This window comes from Micromonospora sp. CA-244673, assembly GCF_050948395.1.
Classification (GTDB): Bacteria; Actinomycetota; Actinomycetes; order Mycobacteriales; family Micromonosporaceae; genus Micromonospora.
This window is the reverse complement of record NZ_CP192019.1, coordinates 123,648-148,158: the sequence shown is the minus strand read 5'-3', so window position 1 is coordinate 148,158 and position 24,511 is coordinate 123,648. Positions and strand designations below refer to the sequence as shown.

At 74.6% G+C, this 24,511-nt stretch carries 20 protein-coding genes; 12 read left to right on the top strand and 8 right to left on the bottom strand.

The genetic code is table 11. The features are described 5' to 3' along the window. Positions 1-1,212, top strand: coding sequence for a cation:proton antiporter (locus ACQP12_RS00745; RefSeq protein ID WP_357943886.1), 1,212 nt, complete (start codon positions 1-3; stop codon positions 1,210-1,212). Positions 1,213-1,383: 171 nt separating this feature from the next. After that, a complete protein-coding gene (locus tag ACQP12_RS00740) occupies positions 1,384-1,812 on the top strand; it encodes a hypothetical protein (protein ID WP_151465805.1) in 429 nt (142 codons plus the stop codon). 120 nt (positions 1,813-1,932) lie between these two features. Here ACQP12_RS00740 and ACQP12_RS00735 read toward each other — a convergent pair whose 3' ends face one another. The 6 genes from ACQP12_RS00735 to dnaK all read right to left on the bottom strand — a co-directional run bounded on the left by ACQP12_RS00735 (position 1,933) and on the right by dnaK (position 7,762). Continuing rightward, positions 1,933-2,142: a hypothetical protein gene (locus ACQP12_RS00735; RefSeq protein WP_357943889.1), complete on the bottom strand. Its 210-nt coding sequence runs from the start codon at positions 2,140-2,142 to the stop codon at positions 1,933-1,935. A 156-nt stretch (positions 2,143-2,298) separates the two neighbouring features. Then, positions 2,299-3,222, bottom strand: a complete 924-nt coding sequence (locus ACQP12_RS00730; protein WP_433284241.1) for a ketopantoate reductase family protein — start codon at positions 3,220-3,222, stop codon at positions 2,299-2,301. 136 nt (positions 3,223-3,358) lie between these two features. Next, positions 3,359-3,796, bottom strand: coding sequence for a heat shock protein transcriptional repressor HspR (locus ACQP12_RS00725; RefSeq protein WP_357943893.1), 438 nt, complete (start codon positions 3,794-3,796; stop codon positions 3,359-3,361). Positions 3,797-3,827: 31 nt separating this feature from the next. Further along, entirely contained in the window at positions 3,828-5,012 is a 1,185-nt protein-coding gene (gene dnaJ / locus ACQP12_RS00720; protein WP_433284238.1) for a molecular chaperone DnaJ, read from the bottom strand. A gap of 79 nt (positions 5,013-5,091) precedes the next feature. Continuing rightward, positions 5,092-5,853 carry a nucleotide exchange factor GrpE gene (gene grpE, locus ACQP12_RS00715; RefSeq protein WP_433284236.1) on the bottom strand — a complete coding sequence of 254 codons (762 nt, stop codon included), beginning with the start codon at positions 5,851-5,853 and terminating at the stop codon, positions 5,092-5,094. A 49-nt stretch (positions 5,854-5,902) separates the two neighbouring features. Continuing rightward, a complete protein-coding gene (dnaK, locus tag ACQP12_RS00710; RefSeq protein ID WP_357943899.1) occupies positions 5,903-7,762 on the bottom strand; it encodes a molecular chaperone DnaK in 1,860 nt (619 codons plus the stop codon). A gap of 208 nt (positions 7,763-7,970) precedes the next feature. On the opposite strand from dnaK, the gene ACQP12_RS00705 reads away from it, so the two are divergent. The 3 genes from ACQP12_RS00705 to ACQP12_RS00695 all read left to right on the top strand — a co-directional run bounded on the left by ACQP12_RS00705 (position 7,971) and on the right by ACQP12_RS00695 (position 12,776). Beyond that, positions 7,971-9,812 (top strand): ABC transporter, encoded by a 1,842-nt coding sequence (locus ACQP12_RS00705; protein WP_433284234.1) that lies wholly within the window; start codon positions 7,971-7,973, stop codon positions 9,810-9,812. 17 nt (positions 9,813-9,829) lie between these two features. Next, complete coding sequence (locus ACQP12_RS00700) at positions 9,830-11,488, top strand: GTPase (protein WP_433289055.1); 1,659 nt, start codon at positions 9,830-9,832, stop codon at positions 11,486-11,488. Positions 11,489-11,555: 67 nt separating this feature from the next. Then, complete coding sequence (locus ACQP12_RS00695) at positions 11,556-12,776, top strand: hypothetical protein (RefSeq protein WP_357943903.1); 1,221 nt, start codon at positions 11,556-11,558, stop codon at positions 12,774-12,776. Between the two features lie 22 nt (positions 12,777-12,798). Here ACQP12_RS00695 and ACQP12_RS00690 read toward each other — a convergent pair whose 3' ends face one another. Further along, positions 12,799-13,572, bottom strand: a complete 774-nt coding sequence (locus tag ACQP12_RS00690) for a hypothetical protein (protein WP_433284232.1) — start codon at positions 13,570-13,572, stop codon at positions 12,799-12,801. Positions 13,573-14,057: 485 nt separating this feature from the next. Here ACQP12_RS00690 and pdhA point away from each other — a divergent pair, with 485 nt between their 5' ends. From pdhA to ACQP12_RS00665, 5 genes are all read left to right on the top strand, one after another. Then, positions 14,058-15,236: a pyruvate dehydrogenase (acetyl-transferring) E1 component subunit alpha gene (gene pdhA / locus ACQP12_RS00685; RefSeq protein ID WP_357943907.1), complete on the top strand. Its 1,179-nt coding sequence runs from the start codon at positions 14,058-14,060 to the stop codon at positions 15,234-15,236. After that, complete coding sequence (locus ACQP12_RS00680) at positions 15,236-16,225, top strand: alpha-ketoacid dehydrogenase subunit beta (protein WP_357943909.1); 990 nt, start codon at positions 15,236-15,238, stop codon at positions 16,223-16,225. The genes pdhA and ACQP12_RS00680 overlap by 1 nt, the downstream gene beginning before the upstream one ends. 5 nt (positions 16,226-16,230) lie before the next feature. Then, positions 16,231-17,736: a dihydrolipoamide acetyltransferase family protein gene (locus ACQP12_RS00675; protein ID WP_433289053.1), complete on the top strand. Its 1,506-nt coding sequence runs from the start codon at positions 16,231-16,233 to the stop codon at positions 17,734-17,736. A 222-nt stretch (positions 17,737-17,958) separates the two neighbouring features. Then, on the top strand, positions 17,959-18,096 hold the full coding sequence (locus ACQP12_RS00670) for a hypothetical protein (RefSeq protein WP_165823299.1): 138 nt from the start codon (positions 17,959-17,961) through the stop codon (positions 18,094-18,096). Between the two features lie 349 nt (positions 18,097-18,445). Continuing rightward, positions 18,446-21,208 carry an LppU/SCO3897 family protein gene (locus tag ACQP12_RS00665; protein ID WP_433284230.1) on the top strand — a complete coding sequence of 921 codons (2,763 nt, stop codon included), beginning with the start codon at positions 18,446-18,448 and terminating at the stop codon, positions 21,206-21,208. Between the two features lie 55 nt (positions 21,209-21,263). Here ACQP12_RS00665 and ACQP12_RS00660 read toward each other — a convergent pair whose 3' ends face one another. Continuing rightward, positions 21,264-21,842 carry a TIGR03086 family metal-binding protein gene (locus tag ACQP12_RS00660; RefSeq protein WP_433284228.1) on the bottom strand — a complete coding sequence of 193 codons (579 nt, stop codon included), beginning with the start codon at positions 21,840-21,842 and terminating at the stop codon, positions 21,264-21,266. A gap of 87 nt (positions 21,843-21,929) precedes the next feature. Here ACQP12_RS00660 and ACQP12_RS00655 point away from each other — a divergent pair, with 87 nt between their 5' ends. Beyond that, positions 21,930-22,580: a TetR/AcrR family transcriptional regulator gene (locus tag ACQP12_RS00655; RefSeq protein WP_433284226.1), complete on the top strand. Its 651-nt coding sequence runs from the start codon at positions 21,930-21,932 to the stop codon at positions 22,578-22,580. 70 nt (positions 22,581-22,650) lie between these two features. Beyond that, positions 22,651-24,486, top strand: coding sequence for an NHL domain-containing thioredoxin family protein (locus ACQP12_RS00650; protein WP_433284224.1), 1,836 nt, complete (start codon positions 22,651-22,653; stop codon positions 24,484-24,486). Positions 24,487-24,511: the final 25 nt, after the last annotated feature.

Genomic DNA, 24,511 nt, shown 5'->3' with positions numbered 1-24,511 from the left:
ATGCACGAAACCACAACGCTGCTCGTCGAGGTCGGCGCGCTGCTGCTCCTGCTCGGCCTGCTCGGCCGGCTCAGCCGCCGCTTCGGTGTCTCACCCATCCCCCTCTACCTGCTCGCCGGCCTCGGCTTCGGCCACGGCGGCCTGCTGCCGCTCAACGCCAGCGAGGAGTTCTTCGCCGTCGGCGCGGAGATCGGCGTCATCCTGCTGCTCGTCATGCTCGGCCTGGAATACAGCGCCAACGAGCTGGTGGGCAACCTCCGCTCGGCCGCACCGGCCGGCCTGATCGACGCGGTGCTCAACGCACTGCCGGGCTTCGCCTTCGCCCTGCTGCTCGGCTGGGGCTGGGTGGCCGCCGTGGTGCTCGCCGGCGTCACCTGGGTCTCCTCGTCCGGGGTGATCGCGAAGGTGCTCGGCGACTTGGGCCGGGTCGGTAACCGGGAAACCCCGGTGATCCTCTCCGTCCTGGTGATCGAGGACCTGGCGATGGCCCTCTACCTGCCGCTGGTCACCGCGCTGCTCGCCGGGGTCGGCCTCGTCAAGGGCGGCATCGCGCTCGCCGTCGCGGTGCTCTCCGTGGTCGTCGTGCTGACGGTCGCGATCCGGTACGGCCACCTGATCTCCGCCGCGCTCTCCGCGAAGGACCCGGAGGCCCTCCTGCTCGGGGTGCTCGGCCTGACCCTGCTGGTCGCCGGCGTCGCCGCCAAGCTCCAGGTGTCCGCCGCGGTCGGCGCGTTCCTGGTCGGCATCGCCCTGTCCGGGCCGGTGGCGCACCACGCCACCGAGCTGCTGTCGCCGCTGCGGGATCTCTTCGCCGCGGTCTTCTTCGTCTTCTTCGGCCTGGTCACCAAGCCGCTGGACATGCCGCCGGTGCTACTGCCGGCGCTGCTCCTGGCCGTGGTCACCATGGGGACGAAGCTGGCCACCGGGTGGCTGGCCGCCCGCCGGGCCGGGATCGCCGAGCCCGGTCGCTGGCGGGCCGGCTTCGCGCTCACCCCGCGCGGCGAGTTCTCCATCGTCATCGCCGGGCTGGCCGTCGCCGCCGCGTACCCCGTCGAGCCCCGCCTGGCGGCGCTCGCCACCGCGTACGTGCTGATCACCGTGGTGACCGGCCCGATCCTGGCCCGCCTGCCCGACATGCCCTGGTTCAAGCTCTGGCTGCGCCGGCGCAGCGCCGCCCGGCAGCCCGTGCCGGTCGGAGTGGCGTCCGAGTGACCTCAGCCGGGCCGGGTCGGCCGTACGGTCGACCCGGCCCGGCCAACGGTTGCCGAATTGATTCCGGGAAGGGCTATCGCCGCCTGGCGAAACCGCGTTAACGTTTCGGCCCAGCAAGCCAGGGTCCGCGGGTGGCCGGTGCCCCCGCCAGCGGAAGCGGAAGGTCGGCCGGTGAGCGTGCAGGAAGAGACGTTCCACGGCTTCGCCAATCCCGTCGACCCCTCGCCCGCCGAGCTGCGGTCGTGGGCCTACCAGCCGGACTCGGTCCCGCTGACCTCGATGCCACCCGACTGGGACCTGCTGGTCGCCGGGGACCACCTCGTGCAGACCCTCTTCGACCTGGCCATGGACCCGGCCTGCCCGGCCCGCCGGTTCGCCCTGCACTGCCTCTACATCTACGCCGCCGACGGCATCCGGACGAACTTCCGGGCCCACCCGAAGCGCCGCTTCCGCAAGCTGGTGGAGCAGGCCGAGCGGGCCGGCGACGAGCTGATGCGCAACTGGGCGCACAACAGCCGCGTGCTGCTCGCCCGGCCGGACCTCTTCGTCTACCGGGACTGGTGCGAGGGCGGCCTGGTGCGGGAGAACCGACGGCTCTGAGTCGTCGCCGCGAAAGCGGCGAACGGGCCAGGACCTCCCGCCGGCGTCGCCGCGTCCCGTCTTTGACGGCGAACGGGCCGGGACCCCCCGTGGGTCCCGGCCCGCACGTCGACGGATCGGTCAGCCGGTCGATCCGCCCTGCTTCTTGCGCCGCTCGTCGTCCCTGGCCCGGTCGACGCCATGGTCCACCTGGTCGGCGAACCGCCCTTCCTTGACCTTGTCGGTGAAGCGGCCCTCGGTGACCCGGTCGAATCGCTCCCGGACGTTCTGGGCCACCTGTTCCAGCCGTTCCTCCGCCCGTTCCGCCACCGTCTTGGCCGATTCCGCCATGGCTCCCCCTGCCAGTTCGGAGTCCGGATTAAGTTGGTTGGGCCTGGTTCAGACGTTAGCGGATGGCCCTCGCCCGGCACCCTGCTTTCCCCGAAGACAGCGGGCGGCCAGGGGCGACCTGCGCGGGCCGACCGGCGCCTGACCGTTGCGACGGCACTAGCCCCGGGTGAGGCGCTGTTCGTGCACGCGCAGAGCCACCGTCGTGGCGTCCAGCAGAGGAGTGGGTACGCCGAGCGCACGGGCCCGCGCCGTGAGGTCGCCGAAGATCTGCTCGGCCTCGGTGGGCTGCCCGGCGACCAGGTCCCGGTAGAGCGAGGCGGTGTCGGCCGAGCCGGGTCGGGTCACGAAGGCCTGGACGTTGTCGAGGGCCTGCTTCGGCACCGGATACCCGGCCGCCGCGGCGACGGCCGCCGCCTCGGCGGCGATCTGCGGGCCGAGCCGGTCGCCCCCGGTGATTGCCGTCGCGTCGCCCACCGAACCGCGGACCAGGGTGTTGAGGGCGCCCAGGGTGCTGATGAAGACCCACTTGTGCCACATGGCCCTGCGGATGTCCGGCGAGACGGAGAAGTCGAATCCCGCGCCGGACAGCACCTCGGCGATCTCCTCGACGCGCTGCGACGCGCCGCCCCGCTGCTCGCCGATGACGATCTCGGCAAGCGCGCCCAGCCGGACGATGTCACCCTCGGCGTCGAGCATGGTCAGGACGCGGACCACGCCGCCGAGCACGGCGCCCTCGTCGAACCGCTCGTTCAGCGCGTCCATGTGCGCCATCCCGTTCAGGAACGGGATCACCGTGGTACGCGGGCCGACCGCGGCGGCGACGTCGTCGATCGCCGCCGGCAGTGCGGTGGCCTTCACGGAGACGAGCACGACGTCGTAATGGCCCTCGATCTCGGCGGCGGTGAGCAGCCGTGGCACGAGCACGGTCTCGGTCCCCAGGCCGGTGATCCGCAGCCCGCGCTCGCGGAGCACGTCGGCCCGCTTGGGCCGGACGAGGAAGGTGACGTCCCGGCCGGCCTGCTGGAGCAGGGCGCCGAAGTAGCCTCCGGTCGCGCCCGCCCCGACGACAAGAATCCTCATGCGCCGAGACGCTACCGCCGACCGATCCCACGTCGGCAGCGTGGCCGTGCAGCGGTCAGAGGGAGCGGAACGCGGAAGGCCGGCGCGGCCCGGAAGGGCACGCGCCGGCCTGCGTCGGTGTGCGGCGGAGCGGGGATCAGCGTTCGGTGCGGCGGGGCCGCCAGACGACGAGCGCCGTGGAGGTGCGGTTGGTGGGGACGAGGTCACCGCGGGAGAAGCCGCCCAGCGACTCCAACTCGGCGATCCGGCGGTACGCGGCGTCCAGCTCCGCCTCCAGCCGGGCCACCCGCTCCTGGGCCTCCTCCAGCAACCGTTCCAGGTTGATGATCCGCTTGACCCCGGCGAGGTTGATCCCGTCGTCCTGGCTGAGCCGCTGCACCTCGCGGAGCAGCACCACGTCCCGGACGCTGTACCGGCGACCGCCGCCGGCCGCCCGGCCGGCCTGCACGAGGCCCAGCCGGTCGTACTGGCGCAGCGTCTGCGGGTGCATCCCCGCCATCCGGGCCGCCACCGAGATCATCAGAACCTTGGCCTCGTAGGCAGGGTCACCCGAGCCGACGAACTCCTGTGACATCCCCGCTCACCTCCGGTGCCTCGTCACCCGGTCAACTGAATCGACGCACCCGCGCGTCGAGATGTTCCCGCGCGGCCGGCGGGGTCTGCTCGGCGAACGTCTCCAGCGCCGCCCGCGCCTCGTCCGACAGCGTCGCGGGGACCACCACGTCGAGGGTGACCAGCAGGTCACCGGCGTGGCCGTCCCGGCGTACGACGCCCTTGCCCCGGGCGCGCAGCACCCTGCCGCTGGGCGTGCCCGGCGGCACCCGCAGGGTCACCGTGCCGTCCAGGGTCGGCACCCGCAGGTCGATGCCGAGCACCGCCTCCGCGAACGTGATCGGCACGGTCAGGGTCAGGTCGTCCCCGGTGCGCCCGAACAGCTCGTCCGGGCGGACCTTGACGTGCACGAACAGGTCGCCCGCCGGGCCGCCCCGCTCGCCGGGCTCGCCCCGGCCGGCCAGCCGGATGCGCTGGCCGTCGGCCACTCCGGCGGGGAAGCGCACGTTCAGCGTGCGGGTCTTGGTGACCCCGCCGGTGCCATGGCACTCCGGGCACTTCTCCTCGACGACCGTCCCCACGCCCTGGCAGTTGCGGCACGGCTCGGAGAAGCTGAACGACCCCTGGTTGCGGGTGGTCACCCCGGCGCCGTGGCAGACCGGGCAGGCCACCGGCTGGGTGCCCGGCTTCGCCCCGTTGCCGTGGCAGGTCTCGCAGACCCCGGGTGCGCGCAGCGTCAACGGGAGGGTGACGCCGCGGACCGCGTCCGGGAAGTCCAGCGCGACCTCGGTCTCGACGTCGCGGCCCCGGGCCGGGCCGCGCGGACGGGCCGCACCGCCGGCGCCCCCGCCCGTGAAGATCGAGCTGAACAGGTCGCCCAGGCCACCGCCGCCGAACCGGGCCTCGCCGCCGCCGCCCGCCCCGCCGAACAGGTCGGACACGTCGAACGGCATGCCGCCGGGCTGGCCCGCGCCGCGGGCGTTGCGCCGGAAGGCCCCGGAGCCGAAGAGCGACCGCATCTCGTCGTACTCGCGGCGCTTCTTCTCGTCGCCCAGCACGGCGTACGCCTCGGAGACGGCCTTGAACCGCTCCTCGGCCTTCGGGTCACCGGGGTTGTGGTCCGGGTGCGACTCCCGAGCCAGCTTCCGGTACGACTTCTTGATCTCGTCCGAGGAGGCGGACTTCTGCACGCCCAGCGCGGCGTAGTAGTCCTTCTCGATCCAGTCCTTGGAACTCACCGGTCCACCCCCTTCCACGGGACGTACCCCGGTCGTCCCGCCCGCCCGGTGTGGGCGGGCGGGACGTCACGGGTCGGCACTACTCGGGCTCGGCGACCGCGACCATGGCGGGCCGCAGCAGCCGTTCGCCGAGCTGGTAACCCCGGCGCATGACCTGCACGCAGGTCGCCTCGGTCACGTCGGCGGAGGTCTGGTGCGCCACCGCCTCGTGCCGGGTCGGGTCGAACGGGTCGCCCTGCTCGCCGAACGCGGTCAGGCCGAACTTGGTCAGGGCGGTGGTGAGCTGCTCGGCCACGCTGCCGAACGGGCCCACCAGGTCGCCGTGCTCGCGGGCCCGGTCCAGGTCGTCGAGGATCGGCAGCAGCGCGGTCAGCACCGCGCCGGTCGCCTGCTCCTGGACCAGGCTGCGGTCCCGGTCGACCCGTTTGCGGTAGTTGGCGTACTCCGCCGACACGCGCTGGACGTCGCGGGTCCGCTCGTCCAGCTCGGCCCGGAGCGACTCCACCTCGCCGCCGAGCGGCGCCTTCTTCGCGGTGGAGGACTCCTCGCTCGGCTGGGCCGGCGCGTCGACCACCGGCGGGCCGGGGACCGGGGCCTCGGCCTCACCCTCGATCTCGTCGACCACGACCTCGGCCTCCTCGACCAGCCCCTCGGCCGGCGCGTCGGCCGCGGCGTCGGCGGCCGACGTGTCGGCCACCGACTGCTCGGTCGTCTTGCTGATCTTGCGCTTGTCACGGATGACGACGCGCGGCTCCTCGCCGGCGCCCTGGCCGGCGGTCGCGGAGCCACCCGGCGCCGGCCCGGTGGATCCCGGGTCGGCGGCTCGTGGCTTCTCCGTCATGCGGCTACCTCATCCCTCTCGCGGCGAGAAACGTGTCCGGGACCGAAGGTCACTTCTTGTCCTCGTCCACGATCTCCGCGTCGACCACGTCGTCGGGGCCGCCGGCCTGAGGGCCACCGGTCGCGCCCGCGCCGGCGCCCGGCCCGGCCTCACCCGGCGCGGCCTGCTCGCCCTGCTGCTGGGAGTAGAGCAGCGAGCCGGCCTGCTGGGAGACCTGCGCCAGCTTCTCGTGCGCGGCCTTGATCTTGTCGATGTCCTGGCCGCCGAGGGCGCTGCGCAGCTCGCCGAGCGCCTCGTTGAGCTGGTCGCGGTTCTCGGCGGGCAGCTTGTCGCCGCTCTCGGCGAGGAACTTCTCGGTCTGCCACTGGAGCGCCTCGGCCAGGTTGCGGGTCTCGGCCTCGTCGCGCCGGCGCTTGTCCTCCTCGGCGTGCTCCTCGGCGTCCCGGCGCATCCGCTCGATGTCGTCCTTCGGCAGCGACGAGCCGCCGGTGATCGTCATCTTCTGTTCCTTGCCGGTGCCCAGGTCCTTGGCGTGCACGTTGACGATGCCGTTGGCGTCGATGTCGAAGGTGACCTCGATCTGCGGCACGCCGCGCGGCGCCGGCGGGAGGCCGGTCAGCTCGAAGGTGCCGAGCTTCTTGTTGTAGGCCGCGATCTCCCGCTCGCCCTGGAACACCTGGATCAGCACCGACGGCTGGTTGTCGTCGGCCGTGGTGAAGACCTCGGAGCGCTTGGTCGGGATGGTGGTGTTGCGCTCGATCAGCTTGGTGAAGATGCCGCCCTTGGTCTCGATGCCCAGGCTCAGCGGGGTCACGTCGAGCAGCAGGACGTCCTTGACCTCGCCCTTGAGGACACCGGCCTGCAGGGCGGCGCCGACGGCGACGACCTCGTCCGGGTTGACGCCCTTGTTGGGCTCCTTGCCGGTGAGCTGCTTGACCAGGTCGGTCACGGCCGGCATCCGGGTCGAGCCGCCGACCAGGATGACGTGCTCCACGTCCGAGACCTTGATCCCGGCGTCCTTGACGGCCTGCTCGAACGGGCCCTTGCAGCGGTCCAGCAGGTCCTGCGTCATCCGCTGGAACTCGGCGCGGCTCAGGGTCACGTCGAGGTGCAGCGGGCCCGCCGAGCCGGCGGTGATGTACGGCAGGTTGATGTTGCTGGTGGTGGCGGCGGACAGCTCGATCTTGGCCTTCTCGGCCGCTTCCTTGAGCCGCTGCATGGCCATCTTGTCCTGGGACAGGTCGATGCCGTGCTCGCCACGGAAGGTCTTCACCAGGTGGTCGATGATGCGCTGGTCCCAGTCGTCACCACCGAGGTGGTTGTCACCGCTGGTGGACTTGACCTCGATGACGCCCTCGGCCAGCTCCAGCAGCGAGACGTCGAAGGTGCCGCCACCCAGGTCGAAGACCAGGACGGTCTGCTCCTTGGAGCCCTTGTCGAGGCCGTACGCCAGGGCCGCCGCGGTCGGCTCGTTCACGATCCGCAGCACGTTGAAGCCGGCGATCTCGCCAGCCTCCTTGGTGGCCTGCCGCTGGCCGTCGTTGAAGTAGGCCGGCACGGTGATGACCGCGTCGGTGATCTGCTCACCCAGGTACGCCTCGGCGTCCCGCTTGAGCTTCATCAGCGTGCGGGCCGAGATCTCCTGCGGGGTGTACTTCTTGCCGTCGATGTCGACGGTCCAGTTGGTGCCGATCTCCCGCTTGACCGAGCGGATGGTCCGGTCCGGGTTGGTCACCGCCTGGCGCTTCGCGACCTCACCGACGAGCACCTCGCCGTTGCGGGCGAACGCGACGATCGAGGGGGTCGTCCGCGAGCCCTCCGCGTTGGCGATGACGGTGGGCTCACCGCCCTCGAGAACGCTGACGCAGGAGTTCGTCGTGCCGAGGTCGATGCCGACCGCACGTGCCATGTTCGCTTCCTCGCTTCGTAACGGTGAGCAGGTCAACGGGCCTGCCCGGCGGGTCGCCCGCAGCGACCGCACCACAAGTTGAGTGAACTTGACTCAATAGTGCCACGCTCCGGGCAATCCGCAAGTCGAGGTTGAGCCGACCCGACGCAACCTGACCGTTATTACCGTCCGGTTGTCTTACCTTGCATCGGTCGGGCACGCTTTAGCGGTGACGACGCATGGCGATCCCGCCACCCATGCCGGCGCGCCCGCCGTCGCAGCCCGCACCGGACCCGACGACACCGGCGGGGACCTGACCGCCGACACCGCGGAAGGTCTGCCCGCCGCGCTCACCGGCCTGCGGGCCGCGATCGGGGCGGCCCGGTTCCCGCTCGCCCTGCCCTCGGCCGAGCCCGCCCGCCGCAGCGCCGCCGGCCTCACCGACCAGCTCGACGACTACCTGCTGCCCCGGCTCGCCCGCCTCGACGCCCCGCTGCTCGTGGTGGTCGGCGGGTCGACCGGCGCCGGCAAGTCGACACTTGTCAACAGCCTGGTCCAGGCGCGGGTCAGCGCCGCCGGCGTGCTCCGCCCGACCACCCGCTCGCCGGTGCTGGTCTGCAACCCGGCCGACGCGGCCTGGTTCCGCCAGGGCGAGCTGCTGCCCGGCCTGACCCGCACCACCGAGCCGAGCGAGAACCCGGGCACCCTCCAGCTGGTCACCGCCCCCGCGCTCCCGGCCGGGCTGGCCTTCCTCGACGCGCCCGACATCGACTCGGTGGTCGACGCCAACCGGGCGCTCGCCGGTCAGCTGCTGGCCGCCGCCGACCTCTGGCTTTTCGTCACCACGGCAGCCCGCTACGCCGACGCCGTCCCGTGGGAGCTGCTGCGCAGCGCCCGGGCCCGCGGCACGGCCGTCGCCATGGTCCTCGACCGGGTGCCCCCGGAGGCGGCCGACGAGATCGCCGCCCACCTGTCCGAGATGCTCGCCGCACAGGATCTCGGCGCCGCGCCGCTGTTCGTCCTGCCGGAGACCTGGGTGGACGGGCAGGGCCTGCTCCCCGACCGGGTCACCGCACCGCTGGCCGCCTGGTTCGCGCGGCTCGCCGCCGACGCCGAGGCCCGCTCGGCGGTGGTCCGGCAGACCCTCGACGGGGCGCTGGCCGCCCTGCACCCCACCGTCGACGCGCTGGCCGACGCCGCCGACGAGCAGGTGGCCGCCGCCGACGCGCTGGACGAGCGGGTCCGGGCGGCCTACCGGGGGGCGGAACGGACCGTCGACCAGGGGCTCAAGGACGGCCGGCTGCTCCGGGGCGAGGTGCTGGCCCGCTGGCAGGAGTTCGTCGGCACCGGTGAGTTCTTCCGCAGCCTGGAGGCGCGGATCGGCCGGCTGCGCGACCGGGTGGTGGCGGCGGTCACCGGCCGCCCGGCCCCGGCCGCCGAGCTGCGCAACGCCATCGAGTCGCAACTGGTCACGCTGCTGCGCGGGGTGTCCGCCGAGGCGGCGGAGAACGCGTACACCGGGTGGAAGGCGCACCCGGCCGGGGCGGCCCTGCTCGAACCCGAGCTGGCCCACCCGTCGGCCGATCTCCCCGAGCGCGCCGAACGCCTGGTCCGCGACTGGCAGCGCGGCGTGCTCGAGCTGGTCCGCGCCGAGGGCGGCGACCGACGCTTCGTGGCGCGCACCGCGGCGTACGCGGTCAACGCCACCGGCCTGGCCGTCATGATCGCGGTCTTCGCGGCCACCGCCTTCATCCCGACCGGGCTGGAGGTCGCCACCGGTGCGGGCACCACCGTCGCCGCGCAGGCGGTGCTCCAGGCGATCTTCGGTGACCAGGCGGTCCGCAACCTCGCCACCAAGGCGCGGGTGGACCTGCTGGACCGGATCGGCGCGCTGCTGACGGAGGAGGCCGACCGCTTCCTCGCCCGCACCGCCGAGGCGCGCCCGGCCGGCGAGACCGGCGCCGCGCTGCGCCGGTCGGCCGGCGAGGTGGAGAAGGCCCGGCACCGCGCCGGCCTCTCCGGCACGCCGGGCCCGACGTTGCCGGCCGCCGACCAGGGTGGGCGCGCGTGAGCAACATCGTCGGCCGGATGCGGGAGGCGTTCCGGGGCGGGCAGCGGGTCGACCCCGACGTCCTGATCGCGCGGCTCCAGGCCCTCCAGCGCTTCCTCGGGGCGGTCGACGGCCAGGTGCCGGACGCCGAGCTGGTCGCCGCGCACACCGTGGTCGAGCGGGCCGGCACCCGGCTCGCCCTCTCCGGCCACCACACCGTTGTCGCGCTGGCCGGGGCGACCGGCAGCGGCAAGTCGAGCCTGTTCAACGCCCTGGCCCGGCTGGACCTGTCCCCGGTCGGCGTCCGCCGGCCGACCACCGGCGTGGCGCACGCCTGCGTCTGGGGGCAGCTCGACGGCGCGTCCCGGCTGCTCGACTGGATCGGGGTGCTGCCGCGGCACCGCTTCGTCCGGGAGAGCCCGCTGGACGGCGACGACGAGTCGGCCCTGCACGGCCTGGTCCTGCTGGACCTGCCCGACTTCGACTCGGTGCAGCGGACCCACCGGCTGGAGGTGGACCGGCTGCTCGGCCTGGTCGACCTGGTGGTCTGGGTGGTCGACCCGCAGAAGTACGCCGACCGGGTGATCCACACCAGCTACCTGCGCGAGTTCCACCGGCACCGGGACGTGACGGTGGTCGTGCTCAACCAGGCCGACCGGCTGCCCCCGGCCGAGCTGCCCCGGGTCCTCGGCGACCTGCGCCGGCTGCTCGACGCCGACGGGCTGGAGGGGGTGCCGCTGCTGCCGACGGTGGCGGTGGACCCGGCCGGTCTGGACGGGCTCCGCGCCGAGCTGGAGCGTACGGTCGCCGAGCGGCAGGCCGCCCTGCGCCGGCTGGCCGGCGACGTGGACGCCGTGGTGGCCGGGCTCGACCCGCTGGTCGGGCCGGAGCCGACGCGCACCGGGCCGGGTGACGCCTCGGCCCGCGAACTCACCTCGGCCCTGGCCGGAGCGGCCGGGGTGCCGACGGTGGCCGGGGCCGTCGAGGGCGCGTACCGGCACCGGGCGGTGGGCAGCACCGGCTGGCCGCTGGTCCGGGGCTGGCGGAAGCTGCGGCCGGACCCGCTGCGCCGGCTGCACCTGCCCGGCGGGGGCGCCGACGCGCCGGCGGAGAGCCTGGTCGCGGCCACCTCCGTACCCGATCCGACCGCCGCGCAGCGCTCGGCGCTCAACCTGGCCATCCGCGCGGTGGCCGACCGCTCCGCCGCCGGCCTGCCGGCGCCCTGGCCGGCCGCGGTGACGGCCGCGGCCCGGTCCCGGCTGACCGACCTGCCGGACGCCCTGGACCACGCGGTGGCCGCCACCGACCTGGGCATGGACCGCCGGCCGACCTGGTGGCGGGTGATCGGTGGGCTCCAGTGGCTGGTCACCCTCGCCGCGCTGGGCGGCCTGGCCTGGCTGGTGCTGGGCTACGCGCTGCGCATCCTCGGCCTGCCCGCCCTCGACTACCCGGACCTCGGCGAGGTGCCCTGGCCCACCGTCCTGCTGCTCGGCGGCCTGCTGGCCGGGCTGCTGGTGGCGGCGCTGACCCGGCCGGTGATCCGGTGGGCCGCGCGGCGCGCCCGGCGCCGGGCCGAGCAGCGGCTGCTCACCTCGGTGGGCAGCGTCGGCGAGAAGCACGTGCTCAACCCGGTCTGGGCGGTGCTGGCCCGCTACGGCGAGGCGCGCGAGGCGCTGCGGGAGGCGGCCCGGGGCTGAGCCCCGGCGCGGAATGCCCGGCGTGCTGACCGGTGTCCGGGCGGGCCGGGCGGCGTAGGGTCGGTGCATGGCCACGCCACAGACCCCCTACGAGGCGGTGCTGCACGCCGCTCGCGACGTGACGAGGCTCGACTCCGCCCTGGACGCGGAGATGCTCGGCGCCGCGCTGCTCGGCAGCGTCTACGCCGTTGCCGAGACCGACCGGGACAACGCCGTCCGCGAGTTCGTGGCCGGCTTCCTCACCGCCACGTCGCGCCGCCGCAGTGCCGCCGCGACCACCATCCGCGCCATCTTCGCCACCCTGGTGCCCGACGCCGAGGGCGCCGCCCGGGTCCGCCCCGGCGCCTACGCCCCGGCGTGGGCCGGCCAGCTGGGCCGGGTGCACCTCACGGGCGCCTGGTCGTACGGCGACGTGTACGGCGACCAGACCTCCTACCTGGCCACCTTCGCCTACGACGACGACGAGGGCGGGCCGGAGCACGCCCTGGTGGCCCTGGTCGACCACAACATCGGGATCACCAAGGACGTGTTCGTGGGCGGTCCGGCCGCCCGGATCGTCGAGCAGGCCCGGGAGATCTGCACCCAGGACGAGTTCACCTGGTTCCGCACCGAGGACCCGGCCCGGATGCGCACCGAGGTCAGCCGCCACCTGGCGGTCACCGACGACCTCGGCGAGCTGCCGGCGCAGGGCTCGCTGGCCACCGACCGGGCGCTGGTGGGTGCGCGGCTGGCCGCGCTGCCCGGCTCGGCTCCGGCGGGGACGGCCGACGTCCCGCCGCTCACGGACGAGGCACGGACCCGGCTGGTACGGGCCTTCCTCGGCTCACCCGAGGCGGTCCGGTTCGGCCTGGACCGGGTCGCCGACGGGGAGCTGGCCTCGCTGCACTTCTGCCTGGGGCTGCTGCTGGACCACGCGGCGAGCTTCCCGGACGCCGACCCGATGCGCTGGAGCCCCACGGTCGCGGAGCTGTTCCTGCTCGACTGGGTGCACCGGCGGGCCGTGCTGGACATGGACGACGCCGCCATGCTGCCCCGGGTGCTGCGCGGCTGGGCGGCGTACGCGGCCCGCCAGCGCGGGCTCGCGCCGGCGGCGGCCGCCCGCACGGACGAGGCGATCGAGGAGATGGTCCCCGAGTTCGCCCGGCTCTACAGCACCGGCGAGCGCCGCAGCCCGGCCACGGCCGCCGTCGCCCAGCTCATGGCGGACGGCGTCGACCCGGACGATCCGGCGGCGCTGGACGCCTGGATCGAGGCGAACCGCCACCGCCTCACCGACGACCCGGCCTGACCCACCGGGGAGTGGCTCACGTTCAGTGCGCGGTCGGGGCCGTGCTGCCCGACGCCGTGGCGCTCGGGCGCGGGTCGTCGCGCGGGCTGACCGTCGGCGTGGGCGACTCCTCCGGCGGCGTGCCGGTCGGTGACGGCGTGCCGTCGGTCGGCTCGGTCGTCGGGTCCGGGTCGTCGGACGGCGACGGCTCGGAGGTCGGGGTCGGCTCGGCGGTCGGCGACGGCTCGGCGGTCGGGGTCGGTTCGGCGGTCGGGCTGGGGCTCGGCTCCGGGTCGGACGGCGACGGTGAGGGCACCGGCGACGGGCGCGGCGGGCCGGCCGGCGTGGTCCGGACGGGGCGAGGGGTCGGCGCCGGCGCGGGAGCGGCCGGGTGCGACCGGTGGCGGGCGCCGAGGTCGGTGTCGTCGGGCAGGGCCGGGGCGGCCGGGAGCACCGGCGCCGCGGGCGGCACGGTGGTGGCTCCGGCGACCGGCGACGGGGTGGGCAGCAGCGGGGACTGGGTCCCCTCGGGCAGCGGGATCACCACCGGGCCGACCGAGGGAGTCGGGATGAACGGGGTGCTGCTGTCCGGGAGGGCGCTGTTTCCCACGGTGGCCGACCCGGCGCTGATCGCCGCGAGGATCGGCATGGACGCGGTGCCGGCCAGCAGCGCGACGGTGAACAGGTAGCCCCGGCTCGGGCCGCCCAGGCCCTGCGCGCGGTGCGCGCCGACCACCCGCCGGTAGCCGGATCGCGGCACCGCCCGGTGCCGGCCGAGGAACGGAGCTCCCGGAGGACCCTCTGGCGGCTCGGACACCGGCACACTCCTCGTACGTGTCGACAGGGCGGGATCCCGGCCAGGCTAAACGGACAAATGCCTCAGGGGGACCACCGTCAGCTTGAACCAGTGACGCTCAGTTCACCAGTCACCACAGCGTGTCGACACACAAACTGTCCGTCGCTCGACGACGGCTCAACGGACAAATGTGTCTATGCATCGCGAACACGGCGGAACGTCACCGGCGGAGGAGGCCGTACTGTGGGCCCGCTCACCTCCTCTGCAATCATTCAGGCACGACGGCAACGCAGCCGCCACCTCCGCGCACCCCGCGGCTGGTGCGGTACGGCGCCGGCGCTCCCGGGTCGGGCTCGGAAACGGACCCGGCTCACGCCGCGCGGCAACCCTCACCGGGGCTAGGCGCGGCCGCCAGGGACCGGTCCGGCACCAGCCGGATCGGGCGCACGATGTGCGCGGCACGGGTCACCCCCCGGCGCCGGCGCAGACCAGACAGGGAGAGACGGATGGCAAAGGGCGATCCCGGGGCCGCCACCCGCAGCAAGCGGGCCGCACCCCGTACCAAGCGCGCCGCCGCCACGAGTGAACCGGAGCTCGTGCAGCTGCTCACGCCCGAGGGCGAGCGGATCGAGAGCGCGCTCGGCCCGGACGGGACCGAGTACCGCGTCGACTTCACCGACGAGGAGTACCGCGGGCTCTACCGCGACCTCGTGCTGGTCCGGAAGCTCGACGCCGAGGCCACGGCGCTCCAGCGCCAGGGCGAGCTGGGCCTCTGGGCCAGCCTGCTGGGCCAGGAGGCGGCGCAGGTCGGCTCCGGCCGGGCGCTGCGTACGCAGGACATGGCCTTCCCGACCTACCGGGAGCACGGCGTCCTCTACTGCCGGGGCATCGACCCGATCATGCCGCTCGGCCTGTTCCGCGGCGTCGACCAAGGCGGCTGGGACCCGAACGAGTTCAAGTTCAACATGTACACGATCGTCATCGGGGCGCAGACCCTGCACGCGACCGGCTACGCCATGGGTGTCGCCATGGACGGCAAGACCGGCAGCGAGGACGGCGAGGCGGTGATCGCCTACTTCGGCGACGGCGCCACCAGCCAGGGCGATGTCAACGAGTCGTTCGTCTGGGCCAGCGTCTTCAACGCCCCGCTGGTGTTCTTCTGCCAGAACAACCAGTACGCCATCTCCGAGCCGCTGGAGCGGCAGACCCGCGTCCCGCTCTACCAGCGGGCCGGCGGCTTCGGCTTCCCCGGCGTCCGGGTGGACGGCAACGACGTGCTCGCGTCGTACGCGGTGACCCGGCACGCGCTGGACAACGCGCGGCACGGCCAGGGCCCGAGCCTCATCGAGGCGTACACCTACCGGATGGGCGCGCACACCACCTCCGACGACCCGACCCGCTACCGGATCGCCAGCGAGGTCGAGGCCTGGCAGGCCAAGGACCCGATCGCCCGGATGAAGGCGTTCCTCACCAGGCAGCAGATCGTCGACGAGTCGTTCTTCGCCGAGGTCGACGAGCAGGCCCGCGCCGAGGCGGTGCACCTGCGCGAGCGGGTGCTCGCCATGCCCGACCCGGAGCCGGTGACCATGTTCGACCACGTCTACCCCAACGGGTCCCCCGAGCTCGACGAGCAGCGGGCCCAGTTCAGCAAGTACCTGGAGTCGTTCGAGGGGAGCGCCCACTGATGGCCACGGAGACGCTCACCCTCGGCAAGGCCCTCAACGCCGGCCTGCGCAAGGCCCTGGAGAACGACCCGAAGGTCGTCATCATGGGCGAGGACGTCGGCAAGCTCGGCGGCGTCTTCCGGATCACCGACGGCCTCCAGAAGGACTTCGGCGACCAGCGGGTGATCGACACCCCGCTCGCCGAATCCGGCATCATCGGCACCGCGGTCGGCCTGGCCATCCGCGGCTTCCGGCCGGTCTGCGAGATCCAGTTCGACGGCTTCGTCTACCCGGCGTACGACCAGATCGTGTCGCAGGTGGCGAAGATGCACTACCGCTCGCAGGGCAAGGTACGGATCCCCATGGTCATCCGGATCCCGTACGGCGGCGGCATCGGCGCGGTCGAGCACCACTCGGAGTCGCCCGAGGCGTACTTCGCGCACACCGCCGGCCTCAAGGTCGTCACCTGCGCGAACCCGCAGGACGGCTACTCGATGATCCAGCAGGCCATCGCCTCCGACGACCCGATCGTCTTCCTGGAGCCGAAGCGGCGCTACTGGGAGAAGGGTCCGGTCGAGCTGGACGCCCCGCTGGCCGAGGCGTACCCGCTGCACGCCGCCCGGGTCGCCCGGCCGGGCACCGACGCCACCGTGCTGGCGTACGGCCCGATGGTGCGTACCGCCCTGGACGCGGCCACCGCCGCCGCCGAGGACGGCCGGGAGCTGGAGGTCATCGACCTGCGCACGCTCTCGCCGCTGGACCTGACCGCCGCGTACGAGTCGGTGAAGCGCACCGGCCGCTGCGTGGTCGTCCACGAGGCCCCGGGCAACCTGGGCCTCGGGTCGGAGATCGCCGCCCGGATCACCGAGGAGTGCTTCTACTCCCTGGAGTCCCCGGTGCTGCGGGTCACCGGCTTCGACACCCCCTACCCGGCCGCCCGGGTGGAGGAGGAGTACCTGCCCGACCTCGACCGGGTGCTCGACGCCGTCGACCGCACCTTCGGCTGGTGAGCGGCATGTCACGGATCAAGACGTTCAACCTCCCCGACCTGGGCGAGGGCCTGACCGAGGGCGAGATCCTCGCCTGGCTGGTCAAGGTGGGCGACGACATCGAGCTGAACCAGCCGATCGTCGAGGTGGAGACCGCCAAGGCGGCGGTCGAGATCCCGGCGAAGTGGGCCGGCCGGGTGCAGACGATCTACCATCCGGAGGGTGCCACGGTCGAGGTCGGCAGCCCGATCATCGCGATCGACACCGACCCGAACGCCGGGCCGATCGAGCAGTCGACGACCGGCGCGCCGGCCGCGGACCTGCCCACCCCGTCGGCGGCCTCGCTGGCCGCCGTGGCGGTCGCGCCCGAGGAGGGCATGGTCGAGCCGGGCCTCATCGGCGGTGTGGCGCCGGGCGGGCGTACCGCGGTGCTGGTCGGCTACGGCCCGCGGAACGCGCCGGCCAAGCGGCGGCCGCGCAAGGGTGGCGTCCCGGCCCAGGCCACGACGGCCCCGGCCGCTCCGGTCCCGGCCGCTCCGGTCCCGGCCGCTCCGGTCCAGGCCGCTCCGGTCCAGCCGGCTCCGGCGCCGGCCCCGGTGGTCCCGGCGCCCGCGCTGAACGGCAACGGCCGGCCGGCCGGCGGCCCGGTGCTGGCCAAGCCGCCGGTCCGCAAGCTCGCCAAGGACCTCGGCGTCGACCTCGCCACGCTGACCGGGTCGGGCCCGCTGGGCTCGATCACCCGCGAGGACGTACAGCGGGCGGCGGCGGCCCCGGCGGCGGCCGAGCCGCTGGCGGTCACCGCGCCGGCCACGGCGGCCGCGAGCTTCGGCGCCGACCGCGAGCAGCGCATCCCGGTCAAGGGGGTACGCAAGCTCACCGCGGAGAACATGGCCCGCTCGGCGTTCACCGCCCCGCACGTCACGGAGTTCCTGACCGTCGACGTGACCCGGGCCATGAAGGCGCTGGACCGGCTCCGGGAGCGGCGCGAGTGGCGGGACGTGCGGGTCTCGCCGCTGCTGCTGGTCGCCAAGGCGGTGCTGCTGGCGGTCAAGCGCCACCCGATGGTCAACTCGACCTGGGCCGGCGACGAGATCGTGGTCAAGGACTACGTGAACCTGGGCATCGCGGCGGCCACCGAGCGTGGCCTGATCGTGCCGAACATCAAGGACGCCGGCCGGCTCTCGCTGCGCGAGCTGGCGGACGCCATGACCGCTCTCGTCCAGACGGCCAAGGCGGGGAAGACCTCGCCGGCCGACATGTCGGGCGGCACGCTGACCATCACCAACGTCGGCGTCTTCGGCGTCGACACCGGCACCCCGATCCTGCCTCCGGGCGAGTCCGCCATCCTCGCCTTCGGCGCGGTGCGGGAGCTGCCCTGGGTGCACAAGGGCAAGGTCAAGCCGCGCCAGGTCACCACGCTGGGCCTGTCCTTCGACCACCGGATCATCGACGGTGAGCTCGGCTCGAAGTTCCTCCGCGACATCGGGGACTTCCTGGCCGACCCGGAGGCGGCGCTGCTCGCCTGGACCTGACAGCGCATCGCACCAGGCCACGGCCGGTGTGCACGGGTGAACGCCCGGGCACACCGGCCGTTGCCGTTGGGGAACGAAACGTCGGCCCGGACACCCCGCTTGCCTACGATCCTTAGGCACGTGGCTCAGCTCACCTAATAATCGATGGAAGTTCGGGGCGTTCTGGGGTTCAATAGAGACATCAAGGGGCTGACAACCGAATAGCCAGGAGGAGAGACCCAGATGAGCATGATCGAGCGAATCCGCAACCGCCGCGACGCCAACCGCCGCGCCCGTGCCATCGAGCACGCGCTGCGTTCCGCCAACTCGCCGGCCGTCCGCGAGGAGCTTCTCGCCATCGCCCAGCGTCACATGAGCTGACGCTCCACTACTTTCCTCACCTCCTCCAGTTCGAAGACCCGCCCGGGCAACCGGGCGGGTCTTCGGCGTTTCACGTCGATTGACACCGGGATTCCACCTCGCCGCACCGCCCGGTACGGTGGGGCTCGGTCGCCAACCGCCCGCCCCCGGACCGATCGCCTCATGGAGCAACCGATCGATATCGTCCGGTGACGTTCGGTGACGGCCCGTGCTCCCCCGGGCGCCTCCGGGCGGCCACCGGATACGGTGCGGGGAGCCCGCACGGCCGGTACCTGCCGGCGACTCCGGCAGCCATGCCGACGGTCCCGATCGGCATCGGCGGCCGACATGTGATGGAGGAGGCGCACCCATGACGTCCGAGGCCCCGCACCGCCCCGGCCAGGAGCCGGGCGAGGTGTCGCCGGGCGCCGGCGGACCGGTGCCGTACGGCGACCGCCCGGCGCAGCAGGACAACGGGTACGGCGCGCCCGACCTCGGCTGGGCCCCGCCCCCGCCGGCCGGTCGGCCCGCCCAGCCGGCCCCCGCCTGGGCCGCGGCCGACGACCAGCCCCCCGCCTGGACACCTCCGGGCAACCAGCCCGCCGCCGGCCGCGCCACCGCGCAGGTGCCGCCGCCGGCCGAGCCGGGCGGCTGGAGCCCTGCCTCGCAGCCCGCCTGGGCCGCTCCGGAGCAGTCCGCCCCGGCCTGGGGCGCGCCCGACCAGGGAGCACCCGCCTGGGGCGCGCCCGAGCAGGCCGACCCCCACCGCGGCGCCGAGCCGGGGCAGCCCGCCTGGGCCGCCGCCCCGCCGGACAACGCCACGGAGTCGGCACCGCCGGCCTGGGCGAACGAGCAGAGCGGGCCGACCTGGGGCGCCGCCCCGGCCCCGTCCGGTGAGCAACCCGCGTGGGCGCAGGCCGGCGAGCCGGGTGCCCGCGGCGCCGCCTCGGTGCCCGCGCCCGCCACCGTCCCGAACGAGTCGTGGGCCACACCCGCTGGGCAGGACGACGCGAACCGGCCCGGTGGGTGGACCCCGGCGACCGGTCAGCAGGACGACGATCCCGGCCGCTCCGGCGGCTGGCGCGCGGCGCAGGAGGACAACTCCGGCGGCTGGGCCGTCGGGGCCGCCGCCCAGCAGCAAGACGCCCAGCCCGCCTGGGGCCAGCAGGGCGAGCAGGGCTGGTCGCCGGCCGAGCCGCCCGCCCGCGCCGCCGCCAAGGTCTCCGTCCCGGGCGCCGCCCGGCCCGAGAGCGCCTGGCCGGCCCAGGACGACCAGGGTCACGCCGGTGCCTGGCAGAGCGCCCCGGCCCCGTCGCAGGGCGAGGACCAGGGCCATCCCGACCGCTGGCAGCAGGGCCAGGCCGACGAGCAGGGCGACTCCGGCCGCTGGCAGAACGGCCGGGCCGCGCAGGACGACGATCCGGACCGCTCCGGCGGCTGGGCGGCGGGCCGGTCCGCCGGCGCCGCCGAGGCGCCGCAGCCGGCCGCCTGGGGCGCGTCCGACGAGCAGCGTCCGGGCGCCGCGTGGAACGGTGCCGCGTCGGTGCCGCACCAGCGCGAGCCGGAGCGTCCGGCGGACGAGCCGGGGCAGCCCGGCTGGGGTTCCGCCGCCGTCCCGGCGGCTGCCGAGTCGCCCGCCCGGGCCAGCGCGTCCGTGCCGTCCCCCGACTCGCCGCCCGCCTGGGGCGGCAACCAGGACAACCAGGGACAGTGGGCGCGCGAGCGTCCGGCCATCCCGGAGGCCGAGCCGTGGGCGCCCGGCGAGGCCTGGGGTCGCGCCGCCGAGGCCCAGCCCGAGCAGTCCGCGGCACCGGGCTGGGAGCCGGCCCGCGCCGACGACGGTCCGATCTACCAGCCGGCGCCGGGCCCGGGGATCTCCCCCGCCAACGCGGTGCCGCTGCCCCCGCAGGAGCAGCGGGTGCCGGGCGCCGCGCTGGCCGCCGCTCCGCCCGCCGACTACGCCCCGTTCAACCCGGGCGGCGAGCCGGGCGACCGCAACCCGCAGGCGTACGAGCCGGCCGCCGACGCCGGCCGGGCGCACGAGGAGCCGCAGTCACCGGCCGGGCCGATGGTGCCCGGGCCGCGTACCTCGCCGGAGGGCGGTGCCGTCTCGGCCAGCGCCTCGGTGCCGATGACCAGCCGGGTGACGCCTCCGGCCGACCAGCCGCTGCCCACGAGCGGCGCGCCCGGCCCACAGCCGCGCGTCTACGGCCGGCCCGCCCGTCCCGAGCCGGAGGAGGCGCCCGGGCAGGACGGCCCGAACGGCTTCGCCGAGCCGGGCCCGCACCCCCGGACGGACGAGTCGGATCGCCAGCACGGATACGCCGACGCGCCCCCGGTGCACTCGGCCCCGCCGTCCTCGCCCGCCGCCCCGCCGCCGTTCCCGCCCGGCGTGCCGTCCTTCGTGGACCCGCCGGGTAACAACCGACCGGTCAACGGGGTGCACCCGCACAACGGCGAGCGCCCGGGCGGGCCGCACGACCCGTTCGGCGGCCCCGCCGGCCCCCACGAGCCGTTCGGCGCTCCCGGTGGGCACCAGGACCCGTTCGGTGGGCCTCCCGGCCACCGTGACCAGTTCGGCGGGCCGGGCGGGCCCGGTGAACCGTTCGGCGGGCCGGCCGGCGGCCGAGCCTCGGTCGGCGTACCGGGGCAGGGGCCGATGGGCGAGCCGGGCGGCTTCCCGCCGGCGTTCCCGCCGCCGCCCCAGCAGGGCCCGCCGGCCTGGCCGCAGGCCGCTCCCGGCGGCGACCCGGACCAGGGCCGCTTCGAGGCGTTCAAGCCGGACGCGGAGCCGAAGACCGAGGCGCCCACGCCGAAGGTGCGCAACGGACGGGTGCTGGCCGCGGTGCTGATCGCCGCGGTGCTCATCCTCGCCGTGCCGCTCGGCCTGCTCACCCTGCTCGGCAAGATCGGCGGGGACGACAAGCCGGCGGCCTTCGACCCGGCGGTGGGTTCCTGCGTGAAGCAGTCCGGCACGACCGCCGTGGCGGCCGACTGCGGCGAGCAGGGGGCGTTCACCGTGGTGTCGAAGGTGGACAGCAAGGACAAGTGCGCCGACCCGGCGCAGCCCCAGGTGGTCCTTCCCGGCGACGGGACCAACCGGGTGCTCTGCCTCAAGCCGGCCGGCCAGTAGCAACTCCCACGACGGCGGGGCCACGGTGATCCGTGGCCCCGCCGTCGTCTGTCTGTCACTTCTGCCAGTGCGGGTCGCGACCGAGGTAGGCCAGCAGGGCGGCGACCGGGTCGGCACCGGGCCCCGCGGGCAGCGCGGCGGCGTACGCGAATCCGCGCAGTGGCTCGGCGGTCGCCCGGGCCGCCGGCATGAGCTGCTCGGCCAGCTCGGCGGTGAGCGGGGCCGGCTGCCCGGTGGCCACCGCGACGTCCCAGGCGTGGATGGCGGCGTCCAGCGCGCAGGCCGCGGCGGCGAGCTGGGGGTCCATGGTCGGCACGGGCGGCAGCGGCGTGCCGACCGGACCGGCCGCCGGGTCGACCCGCGCCCACACGGCGGTGGCGCCCTCGACCGCGCTCCGGACGACGCTCTGCACGCCCTCGTCGTGGCCGCGCGGCGGGTCGAACGGGTTGTACGCCGGCATCGTGCCGGTGCCGACGGACGCCGCCCACGCGTGCTGGTCGCCGGCGGCGTGCATGAGCACCTGCCCGACGGTCCACTGGGCGCACGGGGTCGGGTCGTCGAGCCGGTCGGCCGGCACCCCCTCGGCGGCGCGGCGCAGGAGGTCGAGAGCGGTGGTGAGGACGGGGAAGCTCACGAGGCCGGTCCTTTCGGGGAACGGAATGTTTCGTTCCGTTCAAGCTTAACAGAACGGAACGATCCGTTCCACTGCTATCGTCGACCCATGTCCGAACCCGAGACCGGCCCGCTCAGCGGCCGCCGCGCCCAGGCGGCCCGCAACGACACCCGCATCCTCGACGCCGCCCGCGAGGTCTTCCTGGCCGACCCCGAAGCGCCCGTCTCGGCCGTGGCCGCCCGTGCGGGCGTCGGCATCAGCGCCCTCTACCGGCGCCACCCCAGCAAGCAGGACCTGCTGCGCGCCCTCGCGGCCGACGGCCTGGCCCGCTACATAGCCGACCTTGAGGACGCTCTCGCCGCCGAGGCGCCGCCCTGGGGCGCCTACGTCACCTGCCTGCACCGGGTCGTCGAGGGCGGCGGCCAGGCCCTCGCGCAGCGGCTGGCCGGCACGTTCGCCCCCACCCCGGAGTTGAGCCGCATGGCGGAACGGGCGACCCAACTGGCCGACACGCTCCTCGACCGGGTACGCCGGTCCGGCGACCTGCGCGACGACGTCAGCGGAGCCGACATCGTGCTGCTGCTGGAGACCGTCATGCTGGTCGACCTCCCCGGCGCCGACCGCGGGGCCGCGCTGCGGCACCGCTACCTCACCCTGCTGCTCCAGGCCCTGCACAATCCCGTCGAGGCCCCGCTCCCCGGCGCCCCGGCCCGGCAGGAGGACCTGGTGGCCCGCTGGCGGAGCCGCTCCGACGGGTGATCGCCCGAAGGTGTCGCTCTTCACCGCCCCATCGGGCCGGCGGCCGCCGGCGGTGCGGCACGATGGGGGCATGAGCGCACGAGTACGGGCCCCCGAGCTGCGCGGCCGGGGCTGGCTGAACACCGGCGGCAAGGACGTCACCCTGGCCGACCTGCGCGGCAAGATCGTCTTGTTGGATTTCTGGACCTTCTGCTGCATCAACTGCCTGCACGTGCTCGACGAGCTGCGCCCGCTCGAGGAGAAGTACGGCGACGTCCTGGTCGTGATCGGGGTCCACTCGCCGAAGTTCGAGCACGAGAAGGACGCCGCGGCCCTCGCCGCCGCCGTCGAGCGGTACGGCGTGCACCACCCGGTGCTCGACGACCCCGAGATGGACATGTGGCAGCAGTACGCGGCGAAGGCCTGGCCGACCCTGTCGGTGGTCGACCCCGAGGGCTACGTGGTCGCCACCATGGCCGGCGAGGGGCACGCCGAGGGGCTGGCCCGGCTGATCGACGACCTGATCGCCACCCACGAGGCGAAGGGCACCCTGCACCGGGGCGAGGGCCCGTACGTGCCGCCGGCCGAGCCGGAGACGGCGCTGCGCTTCCCCGGCAAGGCCGTGGTGCTCGACGGCGGCAACCTGCTGGTCTCCGACTCGGCCCGGCACTCCCTGGTCGAGCTGGCTCCGGACGGGGAGACCGTGGTCCGGCGGATCGGCACGGGCGTCCGCGGTCACGCCGACGGCCCGGCGGGGGAGGCCACGTTCTCCGAGCCGCAGGGGCTCTGCCTGCTGCCCCCGCAGGTGGCCGAGCTGGCCGGCTACGACCTGGTCGTGGCGGACACCGTCAACCACCTGCTGCGCGGCGTGCAGCTGGAGACCGGCGAGGTGGTCACGGTCGCCGGCACCGGGCGGCAGTGGCGCTCGACGGTCGACGACCACTCGCACGACGCCCGCTCGGTCGACCTCTCCTCCCCCTGGGACGTCGCCTGGTACGACGACCGCGTCATCGTCGCGATGGCCGGCATCCACCAGCTCTGGTGGTTCGACCCGGCGAAGCGGACCGCCGGCATGTACGCCGGGACCACGGTGGAGGCGCTGCGGGACGGCCCGCTGCCGGACGTCTGGATGGCCCAGCCCTCCGGCCTCTCCGTCTCGGCCGACGGCGCCCGGCTCTGGGTCGCCGACAGCGAGACCAGCGCCATCCGCTACGTGGAGAACGGCGTGATGGGCACCGCCGTCGGGCAGGGCCTGTTCGACTTCGGCCACGTCGACGGGCCGGCGGACCGGGCGCTGCTCCAGCACCCGCTGGGGGTGTGTGCGCTGCCGGACGGTTCGGTGCTGATCGCGGACACCTACAACGGCGCGGTGCGCCGCTTCGACCCGGAGACCGAGCAGGTCGCCACGGTGGCCGACGGGCTGGCCGAGCCGAGCGACCTGGTGCTCACCGCCGAGGGCGAGGTGCTGGTGGTCGAGTCGGCCGCGCACCGGCTGACCCGGCTGGCCCCGGGCGCGTTGACCGCGGCGGGCGCGAACACCGTGGACGGCCCGCGGCACAAGCTGGAGCGCAAGCCCACCGACGTGGCGGCCGGCGAGCTGACCCTCGACGTGATCTTCACGCCCGCGCCCGGGCAGAAGCTGGACGAGACGTACGGGCCGTCGACCCGGGTGGTGGTCTCGGCGTCCCCGCCGGAGCTGCTGGTCGAGGGGGCCGGGACGAGCACGGACCTGTCCCGCCGGCTGGTGCTCAGCGGCGATGTGGCGGAGGGCGTGCTCCAGGTGACCGCCCAGGCGGCCACCTGCGACGCCGACGTCGAGCACGCCGCCTGCCACCTCACCCGCCAGGACTGGGGCGTCCCGGTGCGCGTGGTGCCCGGCGGATCGAGCCGCCTGCCGCTGGTGCTGCGCGGCCTGGACGAAGGCTGAACCCCGCCCAGACGTCAGGAAGGGC

Bases quoted from the DNA above. Each gene is read 5' to 3' on its own strand.
- ACQP12_RS00745 (WP_357943886.1), top strand. From the start codon at position 1: ATGCACGAAACCACAACGCTGCTCGTCGAGGTCGGCGCGCTGCTGCTC.
- ACQP12_RS00735 (WP_357943889.1), bottom strand. From the start codon at position 2,142: ATGGCGGAATCGGCCAAGACGGTGGCGGAACGGGCGGAGGAACGGCTG.
- ACQP12_RS00730 (WP_433284241.1), bottom strand. From the start codon at position 3,222: ATGAGGATTCTTGTCGTCGGGGCGGGCGCGACCGGAGGCTACTTCGGC.
- ACQP12_RS00725 (WP_357943893.1), bottom strand. From the start codon at position 3,796: ATGTCACAGGAGTTCGTCGGCTCGGGTGACCCTGCCTACGAGGCCAAG.
- grpE (WP_433284236.1), bottom strand. From the start codon at position 5,853: ATGACGGAGAAGCCACGAGCCGCCGACCCGGGATCCACCGGGCCGGCG.
- dnaK (WP_357943899.1), bottom strand. From the start codon at position 7,762: ATGGCACGTGCGGTCGGCATCGACCTCGGCACGACGAACTCCTGCGTC.
- ACQP12_RS00700 (WP_433289055.1), top strand. From the start codon at position 9,830: ATGCGGGAGGCGTTCCGGGGCGGGCAGCGGGTCGACCCCGACGTCCTG.
- ACQP12_RS00695 (WP_357943903.1), top strand. From the start codon at position 11,556: ATGGCCACGCCACAGACCCCCTACGAGGCGGTGCTGCACGCCGCTCGC.
- pdhA (WP_357943907.1), top strand. From the start codon at position 14,058: ATGGCAAAGGGCGATCCCGGGGCCGCCACCCGCAGCAAGCGGGCCGCA.
- ACQP12_RS00680 (WP_357943909.1), top strand. From the start codon at position 15,236: ATGGCCACGGAGACGCTCACCCTCGGCAAGGCCCTCAACGCCGGCCTG.
- ACQP12_RS00675 (WP_433289053.1), top strand. From the start codon at position 16,231: ATGTCACGGATCAAGACGTTCAACCTCCCCGACCTGGGCGAGGGCCTG.
- ACQP12_RS00670 (WP_165823299.1), top strand. From the start codon at position 17,959: ATGAGCATGATCGAGCGAATCCGCAACCGCCGCGACGCCAACCGCCGC.
- ACQP12_RS00665 (WP_433284230.1), top strand. From the start codon at position 18,446: ATGACGTCCGAGGCCCCGCACCGCCCCGGCCAGGAGCCGGGCGAGGTG.
- ACQP12_RS00655 (WP_433284226.1), top strand. From the start codon at position 21,930: ATGTCCGAACCCGAGACCGGCCCGCTCAGCGGCCGCCGCGCCCAGGCG.
- ACQP12_RS00650 (WP_433284224.1), top strand. From the start codon at position 22,651: ATGAGCGCACGAGTACGGGCCCCCGAGCTGCGCGGCCGGGGCTGGCTG.